The sequence below is a fragment of the Pseudomonadales bacterium genome (assembly GCA_013215025.1).
GTDB lineage: Bacteria > Pseudomonadota > Gammaproteobacteria > Pseudomonadales > DT-91 > DT-91.
In genome coordinates, this window is the sequence record JABSRR010000053.1 from 17,712 (window position 1) to 28,423 (window position 10,712).

Annotated in this window: 10 protein-coding genes; 4 read left to right on the forward strand and 6 right to left on the reverse strand. The window is 46.6% G+C overall.

Annotation, left to right across the window (positions count from 1 at the left end; all coding sequences use genetic code 11):
- Positions 1–29 precede the first annotated feature (29 nt).
- Together HRU21_05675 and miaB are read right to left on the reverse strand one after the other, a co-directional pair.
- Entirely contained in the window at positions 30–1,052 is a 1,023-nt protein-coding gene (locus HRU21_05675; protein NRA41785.1) for a PhoH family protein, read from the reverse strand.
- A gap of 130 nt (positions 1,053–1,182) precedes the next feature.
- Positions 1,183–2,529, reverse strand: coding sequence for a tRNA (N6-isopentenyl adenosine(37)-C2)-methylthiotransferase MiaB (gene miaB / locus HRU21_05680; GenBank protein ID NRA41786.1), 1,347 nt, complete (start codon positions 2,527–2,529; stop codon positions 1,183–1,185).
- Between the two features lie 163 nt (positions 2,530–2,692).
- Here miaB and HRU21_05685 point away from each other — a divergent pair, with 163 nt between their 5' ends.
- Positions 2,693–3,028 carry a DUF1820 family protein gene (locus tag HRU21_05685; GenBank protein NRA41787.1) on the forward strand — a complete coding sequence of 112 codons (336 nt, stop codon included), beginning with the start codon at positions 2,693–2,695 and terminating at the stop codon, positions 3,026–3,028.
- Between the two features lie 36 nt (positions 3,029–3,064).
- Here the strand turns inward: HRU21_05685 and HRU21_05690 are convergent, their stop codons facing one another.
- Entirely contained in the window at positions 3,065–4,351 is a 1,287-nt protein-coding gene (locus HRU21_05690) for an aminotransferase class I/II-fold pyridoxal phosphate-dependent enzyme (GenBank protein ID NRA41788.1), read from the reverse strand.
- Positions 4,352–4,491: 140 nt separating this feature from the next.
- Positions 4,492–6,105 carry a wax ester/triacylglycerol synthase family O-acyltransferase gene (locus tag HRU21_05695; protein NRA41789.1) on the reverse strand — a complete coding sequence of 538 codons (1,614 nt, stop codon included), beginning with the start codon at positions 6,103–6,105 and terminating at the stop codon, positions 4,492–4,494.
- Positions 6,106–6,278: 173 nt separating this feature from the next.
- On the opposite strand from HRU21_05695, the gene HRU21_05700 reads away from it, so the two are divergent.
- On the forward strand, positions 6,279–7,457 hold the full coding sequence (locus HRU21_05700; GenBank protein NRA41790.1) for an acyl-CoA dehydrogenase family protein: 1,179 nt from the start codon (positions 6,279–6,281) through the stop codon (positions 7,455–7,457).
- Between the two features lie 21 nt (positions 7,458–7,478).
- Here the strand turns inward: HRU21_05700 and HRU21_05705 are convergent, their stop codons facing one another.
- A complete protein-coding gene (locus HRU21_05705) occupies positions 7,479–8,087 on the reverse strand; it encodes a TetR/AcrR family transcriptional regulator (protein ID NRA41791.1) in 609 nt (202 codons plus the stop codon).
- A 206-nt stretch (positions 8,088–8,293) separates the two neighbouring features.
- On the opposite strand from HRU21_05705, the gene HRU21_05710 reads away from it, so the two are divergent.
- Both HRU21_05710 and tadA read left to right on the forward strand, forming a co-directional pair.
- On the forward strand, positions 8,294–9,652 hold the full coding sequence (locus tag HRU21_05710; GenBank protein NRA41792.1) for a cytochrome P450: 1,359 nt from the start codon (positions 8,294–8,296) through the stop codon (positions 9,650–9,652).
- Positions 9,653–9,895: 243 nt separating this feature from the next.
- Positions 9,896–10,390 (forward strand): tRNA adenosine(34) deaminase TadA, encoded by a 495-nt coding sequence (gene tadA, locus HRU21_05715; GenBank protein ID NRA41793.1) that lies wholly within the window; start codon positions 9,896–9,898, stop codon positions 10,388–10,390.
- Positions 10,391–10,484: 94 nt separating this feature from the next.
- Here tadA and HRU21_05720 read toward each other — a convergent pair.
- The coding region (locus tag HRU21_05720) for a lytic transglycosylase F (protein ID NRA41794.1) at positions 10,485–10,712 on the reverse strand (228 nt) is incomplete at its 5' end.

Sequence of the window (10,712 nt, forward strand, 5' to 3'; positions counted from 1 at the left end):
AAATAAAGGTTAGGAACGGTAGCATGATATTAGCTATTGTCAGTATTTTCTTGGCTTTGATCAAATTGATCATAGGCCTCGACAATGCGCTGAACAATCGGGTGGCGAACCACGTCTTTAGAATTGAAGTGCGTAAAGCTAATGCCGTTAACACCCTGAAGTACCTGCATAGCATGCTTTAATCCGGACTTAATATTGCGCGGTAAGTCTACTTGGGTAATATCGCCGGTGATGACTGCAGTTGAGCCAAAACCTATGCGGGTTAAGAACATTTTCATTTGCTCGCGGGTAGTGTTCTGACTTTCATCTAAAATGATGAACGAGTTATTGAGAGTTCTTCCGCGCATATAGGCGAGCGGCGCTACTTCAATGACATGTCGCTCAATCAGTTTATTGACTCGCTCAAAGCCGAGCATTTCATAGAGCGCGTCGTACAGGGGGCGCAAGTAGGGGTCAACTTTTTGACTTAAATCGCCAGGTAAAAACCCCAGCTTTTCTCCAGCTTCTACCGCTGGGCGAACCAGTAAAATCCGCTGAATCAGATCTTTTTCAAGTGCCTCAACGGCCAAGGCCACGGCTAAATAGGTTTTACCCGTGCCGGCTGGTCCTATACCGAAGTTAATGTCGTGCAGCCTTACTTGCGTGACGTAATGCTTTTGGTTGTGACCACGCGGCTTGATCAGGCTTTTGCGGGTACGAATACTGGTAATTGGCGCGATATTCGGCGCATTTTGTTCGCTATCAGAATCATCTTGCGGGCTCAATAGCGCTTCAACGCCAGATTCTTGCAGGCTAAGGTGCACGAGCTCAGGCGTGATCGACTGCGAGCCGGCTAATTCATAGAGATGTTCAATAACCGCTTTGGCTGCGCAAACCTGATCTTCAAAACCCTCAATATTAAAACGATTGCTGCGATTGGCAATAATGACGCCGAGGCGTTCTTCAATTTGTTTCAGGTGACAATCAAATTGCCCATTGAGATTGGCTAATTGATGTGCATGATTGGGTTCAAGGGTGAAGGGAAGTTGAATAGCTTGTTGCTCGAGTTCCACAGGTTTTCCTAAACGGTTTGCAATAAAACATTGGCCAATAGCCGAGAGTGCAATAAGTATTGCGCTGAATATTGATCATGGCGCGGCAATGTCAGCGATAAAGCCAGAGATAACATAGGCAAGTATAGTGTTAAATTTGCACAGCGCGCAGTGAGTTAGGCAATGCTTCGGTAATTTTCACCTTAACGAACTGCCCAATCAGACTATGGTCAGTTGCACTAAAATTCACCACACGATTGTTTTCTGTACGCCCCTGCAATTGCCCCGGATCTTTCTTTGAGACGCCAGTGACTAAAATCTGTTGCTCGCTATCAACCATGCGGCGGCTGATTTGTTGCGCATGCTGTAATATACGATCTTGCAAAATAGCTAGGCGCTGTTTTTTTACCGATTCATCGGTATCGTCTGCTAACTCTGCCGCAGGTGTACCAGGGCGAGCGCTATAGATAAAACTAAAGCTGGTATCAAAGCCAATCTCAGCGATTAACTTCATAGTTTCGGCAAAGTCATGCTCAGACTCGCCTGGAAAACCAATAATAAAGTCTGATGAGATCGACATATCAGGACGAATTTTGCGTAGCTTGCGGATCTTAGCCTTGTATTCCAGCGCAGTATGGCCGCGTTTCATGGCCATCAAGATTCTGTCTGAGCCCGACTGTACCGGTAGGTGTAAGTGGCTGACTAATTCAGGAATACTTGCGTAGGCATCAATTAAGGCATCTGAAAACTCAACCGGGTGGCTGGTAGTGTAGCGAATGCGATCAATCCCTGGAATGCGCGCAACGTAATGTAATAGTTCGGCAAAATCGACCACCTCACCAGCTTCGTTGTCACCTCGATAGGCATTCACGTTTTGCCCCAGCAGATTGACCTCACGTACCCCTTGGTTGGCTAATACAGCAATTTCTGTAAGCACATCGGCAACGGGTCGACTGACCTCTTCACCCCGGGTATAGGGGACTACGCAGAAAGTGCAATATTTACTGCAGCCTTCCATGATTGAGACAAACGCCGATGGCCCATCTTGTTTTGGGTCAGGGAGACGATCAAATTTTTCAATTTCAGGAAAGCTAACGTCAACGACGGTTGGTCCCTGTTGTTGCTTCGAGGCGTCGATCATCTCTGGCAAGCGGTGTAAGGTTTGTGGGCCAAAAATCACATCAACAAAGGGTGCTCGCTTGGCGATATTGTCACCCTCTTGGCTAGCAACACAGCCGCCTACACCAATCACTAAGTCAGGATTTTTATCTTTTAAGTTTTTCCAGCGACCAAGCTCGTGAAACACCTTTTCCTGCGCCTTTTCTCGGATAGAGCATGTATTCAATAAAATCACGTCGGCATCTTCTGCGCGATCAGTGCTGACTAACTGATGCGACTCGCCCAATAGATCCGCCATTCTGGCCGAATCATACTCATTCATTTGGCAACCGTGCGTTTTTACGAAAAGTTTTTTGACAGGTTTTGCGGCGTCGCTCATTCGCGTTTTACCTAGTTAATGCTGTGTAAAAAATGGCCAGCGATTATACCCACATGCAGCCATTATGCACAGTATTTTAGTATCAATGCATTGGCCTAGCTGATTTTTACTGCAGTATTTGCTAACCTTGGCGTCCGAATTTATAGCCCTATGAAGAACACTGATGAGTCAAGCTGTCTACCGTATTCAATTTCAGAATCACGATAAAATTTATGAAATGTATGCCAAGCATATTTATGCCTCTGACCTGTATGGCTTTGTTGAGGTTGAAGCCTTTATTTTTGGTGAGCGCAGTGAATTGATTGTCGACCCCAGTGAGGATAGGCTGAAAACCGAGTTTACAGGCGTAAAACGCAGTTTTATTCCCATGCATTCGGTAATCCGTATCGATGAGGTCGAGAAAGAAGGACAGGTAAAAATAAGCGACAATGCTGCAGGAGCCAATATTGCAGCATTTCCATTACCTAATCGGCCAAAAGCCCCGACTAAGGCTGATTAACGCCGATTAAAGCCGATTAACGCCGATTGAAGCCAATTAGAACTGAGCTAATGCCTGTTCAACACTGGCCAGCTTAACGCAGCAGCAAAAAATTTCCATGGCGGTTTGGATGTCTGCAACGCTTGGGAAGCTCGGCGCCAGTCGAATATTTTTATCGCTGGGGTCTTTACCGTATGGGTAGGTTGCACCCGCTGGTGTCAGTTTTACCCCGCAGTCTGCCGCAAGCGCAACAACCTGGCTAGCAAGTCCAGGTAAAGTGTCTACCGAAATGAAATAGCCGCCTTCGGGTATGGTCCAGCTTAAGGCATCCGAGTCGGAAAACTGTTCGCTTAATTGGTCCAGAACTGCAGCAAATCGTGGTTGTAGCAACTCACTATGCAATTGCATATGCGCAGCTAAGCCCTCAGCATCGCTAAAAAACTTTAAGTGGCGAAGTTGATTGACTTTGTCAGGTCCAATTGAAGACATACCTAAGTGCTTCAAAAATACCTGACGATTTTTTTCTGAGCAGGCCATATAAGCCACGCCGGCACCGGCAAAAGTCACCTTTGAGGTAGAGCCGAATTCGATAATATGGTCATAATTGCCGCACTGTTTAGCGGCCTTAGAAATTGAGCCTAGTGTAGCTGCAGTGTCGCTGATGGTATGCAGGGCATAGGCATTATCCCAAAGAACGCGGAAATGGGCTTGCGCGATAGCGCCGAGATTAGCTATCCGTTGAATGCATTCATCGCTATAAACAATCCCAGTTGGGTTAGAGAAGCGCGGCACATTCCACATGCCGACAATCTCTGGGTCATGCTTTAACAGAGCTTCAACGGCGTCCATATCGGGGCCGTCCGGCAGTAAGTCAACACAGAGCATTTCGATGCCAAAGTCTTCGCAAATACTAAAGTGTCTGTCATAGCCAGGCACAGGGCAGATAAACTTAGGCGCTTTAAGGTTTTTCCATGCGCTGTCAGGCCCATCTGCACCATAGAGATAATGAAATAGAATAGTTTGATACATCATGGTCAAGCTAGAATTGCCGCCAATAATCATATCCTCTGAGTCAGCACCTAGACTGGGTGCGAACAGCTGTTTCAGCGCTGTTAGTCCGTCTAAACCACCATAGTTGCGACAATCTGTGCCGTTAAAGAAATAATCGCCGTCAAGAATACCGTCTAAGCGGTTACTCAAATCTAGCTGCGCTGAGCTAGGCTTGCCACGCGTCAAGTCCAATGCTAAACCTTTCGCTTTGAGCTGCGCAAATTCAGCGCTCAGGCTGGCTTGCCAATTAGAAAGGGTCTGTTGATCAGCAGTTGCGACTTGGAATGTGTTCAAGGTATATCTCCACCAACGATGCGAGGCTAAAGACGCGCAGTATAGCGCAGTTAATGGCTATAAAAAGAAAATCATAAAAAAACCGCCAGAATCTGGCGGTTTTTTCATCTAAAGGCCGGCGGTTTTTATAAACCGACGGCTTAAGCTGATGCGGCAGTGGTGCTAGGCTTGCTTGCGCGGGCAGCCGCTTTTTTGCGCGCTGCTCTTTTCCGCTTAGGCTTGCTCTCATTGTCGCTTACTTTGGCTGAAGCAGCGGTTTTAGATGAGGCCGAGGCTTTCGATTTAGCCGCTTTTTTAGCCGGTGCTTTACTGGCCTTTTTTTCATGATCGAGTGCTGCAGCGTAGAGTTCAGAAAACGCCGCTTCAATGCATTCGATGTAAAAGCCAGGATCTTGCATCATGTTTCGGTCAGCAGATACGGATAATGAAATTTTGCCGCAGTAGCTAAATACGGCATGACCCAGCCCCATGCAATCGGTAAGCGGCGGGATGCCCCAGTAAGAAACCATTTCGGCGCCAGCATGATAAAGTGGGAAATTAGGCCCCGGCACGTTGGTGACTAAGGTATTGCAGGCGAACGGACCAAACTTTTCCATCAGCCCAGCATTTTGCATCAGTCGGTTAATGCGCCGACCCATTTTAGGATTCATAAAACCAAACATATAGTTTTGAATCACCGAGTGGGTGTTAACTTTTTCGGCCAGATCTTTGGCTTGGTTGGTGCTTTCATGAATCGCGACTAGGCGATCAATCGGATTTTCAAGATGGGTATGAAGCTCAGCGAAAATGCCGCCAACCTGGTTGCCCTCGAGGTGTCGAGTATCATCGGTGCGAATATCGACCGGCATCATCGCTGCTAAGGATTCAGCAGGCAGCTCGTTATGGTGCTTTAAATACTTATGAATACCGCCAGCGACAATGCCAAGCATGACATCATTAACGGTTGTGCCCTGCGCTATAGCATTTTTAATATGCTTCACCTTATCAAGGTCAAAGAATGTGCCTTCAAAAACGCGATGTGGTGACAAACCCTTATTAAAACGTGTTGCCGGTACTTTAAGCTTGGTCCCTGAGGGGATCTCGCCTTTATACAGTTTGATAGCATTGCGCAGCAAGTTAGGCGCAGTCTTATATATTGAGTTGGCTTGGTTAAGCGGATTGCGTAAACGATTAGGGATGGCGCGACCGATAAGCTCTAAAGAAGTCGGCTTGCGATCGACGGTTAATGGTTTTAATGGCTGTGATGCGGTGGCTTCGGGTGTAAGGTCATGCAGTGCACCAAACACGCCTTGGCCAGACGCGCCGTCAACAATTGAGTGGTGCGTTTTTACCATGATCGCAAAGCTACCCTTAGGCAAGCCCTCAACATTGTCCAAGCCTTCAATAATGTATGCCTCCCATAATGGGCGACTAAAATCTATCGGGCGAGAGTTAAGACGTGATACTAAAATGCAAAGTTGTCGCCAGTCACCTGGCTGTGGCAAAGCAATATGACGGATATGAAATTCAATGTCGAAGTCGGGATCTTCGATCCAGTAGGGTTTGTCGAGGCCAAAAGGCACTTCAACATATTTATAGCGAAAAATGGGCGCCAAATGAATCCGATCTTGCACATATTTGATAATGTCTTTGTGGCCAAGTCGCCCGCCAGGTGCGGTTGATTGGTCATAAATGCCTAAGCCGGCAATGTGCATTGGCGTATTCGGCGTTTCATTATAAACAAAGCCTGCGTCTTGACTGCCCAACTGCTTCATTGTGCTAATTCCTTTGAGTGTAATAGTATGGCTGTAATGTACAAGAAGCCTGTGTAATTCGCAACGGCTTTACCCTCTGTTAAAGCTTATTCATGCAGATTAAATAGTTAATGACATCGGTATTGTTTAGCGTTGATAATGGTCAACGTCTATAAGTAAATAACAAGTTAACTATGTCTACATTTGAACAGTTTTGCGAGTTTATTGAGCAGCATTGCCCCACATCTATGCGCACGCCCATGTCTAGTGAAGAAACGATATGGGGCGGCCGTCAGCAGCAGTTCAATAACCCCGATGCCAAGGCTTGGCTAGACATCATGGTTGACGCAGGCTATACAGCGCCAACCTGGCCTGCCGCTTTTGGGGGCGCCGGGCTGAGTCCTGCTGAGGCTAAATTATTACAAAAAGCGATGCTAAAGCTTGGCGCAAGGCCGCCTTTGATGAGTTTAGGGGTGCATATGATGGGCCCTACAATTTTAGAGTTTGGCACCGAGGCTCAGCAGCAAGAGCATTTACCGCCGATAGCGCGCGGCGAAATTCGCTGGTGCCAAGGTTATTCAGAGCCGGGTGCAGGTTCAGATTTGGCGAGTTTATCTTGTAAGGCTGAGGATTGTGGCGATCATTTTTTGGTGAATGGGCAGAAAGTGTGGACCAGCTTTGCCGATAAGTCGGATTTTTTATTTTGCTTGGTGCGCACTGATTTTAATGTGGCCAAGCATGATGGTATCTCGGTATTGCTGATTGATATGGCGCTGCCTGGCGTGACGACCAAGCCCATTGAGTTGATCTCAGGCTCGTCACATTTCTGTGAAGTGTTTTTAGATAATGTGCAGGTGCCAAAGCATCAGTTANTGGGTCAGCTCAATCATGGTTGGGGGATTGCTAAACGAATGCTGCAGCATGAGCGCAATATGATGGGCTCGCGAGATCTCGGTAATCGTTTTGCGCCAAGCTTTGAGAGCGTGGTTGCGCATCAGCATGGGCAAAGCTTGGCAGAGTTTTCACCGATATTGCGTGATCAAATCGCAGCAAACGCCATGCAGACCGAGGCGATTGAATTAACCTCGCAGCGCATGCTACAGGAGTTTAAGCAGGGTCAAGTTTCACAAGCTTCGTCTTGTCTCAAGCTGGCGATGAGTGAGGCTTATATGCAAAAATTCGATTTATATTTGCAGGCATTTGGCTTTGCCGGCCTGAGTTGGCCGGATGATAGAAATGCTAATCATTTTTCTGCAGATGAATTACTTTGTGCGAAAGAATGGGCGTTCTCAAGAATTCAAAGCATCGGTGGTGGCACCTCAGAAATCCAGCTCAATATTATTGCTAAACGAAATCTTGGTTTGCCAGATTAAGTGGGCTTCAGGGAAAGGCGTTTAGCTTTCAAGCTCTGGTGTTTTAATCATTTCGATGTATTCATGCAGTGGCGCTAAATCCCGCTCGCGTTTTTCCATTGGGTGATGCAGCATATTAAAGCCGGCGCCAATGCACATTTGGTAGAATGTTAATGCCGTGGTAGAGGGGCATATATCAGCGCGCACTTCGCCTTGCTCTTGCAGTTGAATAATCAGCGACTGTAAAAGTTCATCGGCGTAGCGAGCAACGGCGGCGACACTTAAACGCATTTCTGGGTCAGTCGTGGCGTAATCCCACAGACATAAACGAACTCGCCATTCAATATCGGCGACATCATTCGTTGGCATCGAGGCGCTGAGCAGGGGGTACAAATTTTGTAAGTGGATTTCGGCGGCATCTGTCATGGCGTCAAGACGATTGAAGATGCGCTCGTGCGACCAGTTTAACGCGGCGATAACAATATCATCTTTGCCTTCGAAGTAATGTGGCAGGGTGCCCACGCTACAGCCAACATGTTTGGCAATATTGCGCATAGTCAAGGTTTCAAGCCCGTCTTCAGCAATCAGCCTTGCTACTGCTTCAATAATGTCGTGACGGTTAAGTTTTTTGTCTTGTTTTTTTTCTTTCATGGTTGTCCAACGGCTAATCGGCAACATACTACCCTAATTGTCTTAGAAATGCTTATTAACAAAAGCTTCATATTCTCAGCGCTTGCTATTGCGGGCGGTTTTGACTATCATTCCGCGCTTTAATCGAACGTTCGTTCGACAAATAATAAAAACGATAAAATGCTGCGGGTGCAATTGTTTAGGTGCCCGATTTTACGAGGTGGCTCATGGCTAAAGCAGAAATCGATAAATCTTATTTAACACACGCCGATAATCACAATATTGATCATATTCCGGGTGATTACGGCATTCCGTATTTTGGCAACTCACTGCGCACCATTTTTGGTTTAGATAAATGGGTCAAAGAGCTACAAGACAAATACGGCAATGTGGCGCGGGTAAAAATCTTGCATCAAAAAGGTATCATGCTGCAAGGCTGCGATAACTTTCAGCGCTTATTCTTAGACCGCAATCAAGAATTTTCCAATGAGATGGGTTACGAGGAGTCGCTTAACCAGTTTTATCGTGGCGGCATCTTGATGAAGGATTTTGATGACCACAAGTTTTTGCGTCGGATGATGCAAACAGCATTCAAAAATGCTGCGATGAAAAACTATGTTGGCATGATGAACCCCATTTTGGCTGCCAATATCAAGTCGTGGGAAAACGTCGATAATTTTCAATTTTTTCCGCATATCAAAAAGGCTTTGCTAGAAGTTGGTGCCAGTGTATTTGTTGGCGCTGAAGCCGGTGAAGATACGGTGAAAATGAACCAGGCCTTCTTAGATATTAATGATGGCTTGCTTGGGCAGGTGCGAAAAGAATGGCCTGGCACAGCCTATAATAAAGGCAAGAAAGGCGAGCGCTATCTGCGCGATTATTTCGGTCAAGAAATTGATAAGCGCCGCGCTGGCAGTGGCGAAGATATGCTCTCGTTTATGTGTCGCGAGAAAACCGATGATGGCGAATTTTTTGATAAAGAATTAATCATACCGCAGGCATCGTTCTTACTGTTTGCTGCGCATGATACGACTACATCTTTGCTAAATCATATGATGTATTATTCTGCGATTTATCCTGAGTGGCAGGAGAAAATGCGTGCCGAGTGCTTGGCTTTGGATAAGCCATTTTTAGATTATGAAGATCTTGATCAGCTGCCAACTATGCAGCAGGTGCTGTTTGAATGTTTACGCCTGCGCCCATCGGTGTCTTTTTTGGCGCGCAGAACTATCAAGGATATAGAAATTGATGGCATTCAGGTGCCAGCTGATACGATGGTTTTCTTGTCGACGATCATGAATCACCGTGACCCTGAGCACTGGACCAATCCGCTAGAGTTTGATCCGGAGCGCTTCAGTGATGAGCGTCGGGAAGATAAAAACCACTCGTTTGCGTTTCAACCTTTTGGCGGTGGTGCGCATAAATGTATTGGTATGCACTTTGCTCAAATGTTGGCGAAATGCTTTATGCATCAGGTGCTGGTCAACTACAGCTATACTTTACCTGAAGGTTTTAACGCCTCGTTTGAGTGGGTGCCGTTGCCTAAGCCGCGTAAGTTACCGATTCAGTTTAAGCGACTTGCTTAAACGAGTTTAGATCAGTAAGCAAGAAGCCGGATGAATGTCCGGCTTTTTATTGCCTGCAGTTATTGCCTGCCGTTTTATGCCTAGCGTTCGGTGCCTGTCGTTTGTTATGCAATTTTAGCTGAGCGCTTTTTATTAGGCTGCATAGTGTTTCCTCATTTTGCTATAGTGCTAATTTATAGAATAAAGCATATATAAATCTGATAGTGCGATGGCAGTTTTGATACGGTTTACTGGTTATGGATTATGACGAAACTCTCCGCTGATACGCTAGAGCGCGATGCATACTGGATGCGCCAAGCCTTAGAACAAGCTGATTTAGCGGCCGCCGATAACGAGGTGCCGGTCGGTGCAGTCATGGTATTGCACGACGAGTTGCTGGCTGTGGGGCGTAACCAAATGATTACGTTGAACGATCCCAGCGCACATGCTGAAATCCAATGCCTGCGTGCAGCTGCGGCGAAGTTAGATAACTATCGCCTGTTAGATACTACCTTGTATGTTTCCCTCGAACCTTGTGCGATGTGTGCTGGTGCAATTGTGCATGCGCGGGTGGCGCGTTTGGTGTATGCGGCGACTGAGCCCAAGGCAGGTGCAGTCAAATCGCAGATGCGTTTTTTTGAACAAGATTTTTTAAATCACCAAGTCGATGTTGCTGAGCCGGTGTTAGCAGACTGTGCAGGTGAGAAGCTAAGCCGTTTTTTTCGTCAGCGCCGAGCGCTTAAGAAAAGTAAACTGTAAGCAGCGTGTATCGGCTTATCTCTGGTTTTAGCCCTCAATTTGCCTTGCTGCTAAAACATAGAAAAACACAGAATATCAATAGTGCATAGCAGTATTATGCCTGCGGCTCTGGCGTGAGCTTGTTGACGCTAGCGGGTAAAATCTGCTGCAGCTCTTTGACGTTCATTTGTGCTGGCAACTGTTGGTCACTGGACTTAGGAAAGCGCCATTCCAATAAGTCTTGAAACTGACGAATATTTTGCACGTAGTTAACCGGCTCTGTGCCTCTGGCTCGCCCATGGCGTGTGTATTGATACCATGCCTTTTGTTCAAGCAGTGGCAG

Excerpts from the sequence above, each read along its gene's own strand:
- miaB (NRA41786.1), bottom strand. The coding sequence starts at position 2,529 with ATGAGCGACGCCGCAAAACCTGTCAAAAAACTTTTCGTAAAAACGCAC.
- HRU21_05685 (NRA41787.1), top strand. The coding sequence starts at position 2,693 with ATGAGTCAAGCTGTCTACCGTATTCAATTTCAGAATCACGATAAAATT.
- HRU21_05695 (NRA41789.1), bottom strand. The coding sequence starts at position 6,105 with ATGAAGCAGTTGGGCAGTCAAGACGCAGGCTTTGTTTATAATGAAACG.
- HRU21_05705 (NRA41791.1), bottom strand. The coding sequence starts at position 8,087 with ATGAAAGAAAAAAAACAAGACAAAAAACTTAACCGTCACGACATTATT.
- HRU21_05710 (NRA41792.1), top strand. The coding sequence starts at position 8,294 with ATGGCTAAAGCAGAAATCGATAAATCTTATTTAACACACGCCGATAAT.
- tadA (NRA41793.1), top strand. The coding sequence starts at position 9,896 with ATGACGAAACTCTCCGCTGATACGCTAGAGCGCGATGCATACTGGATG.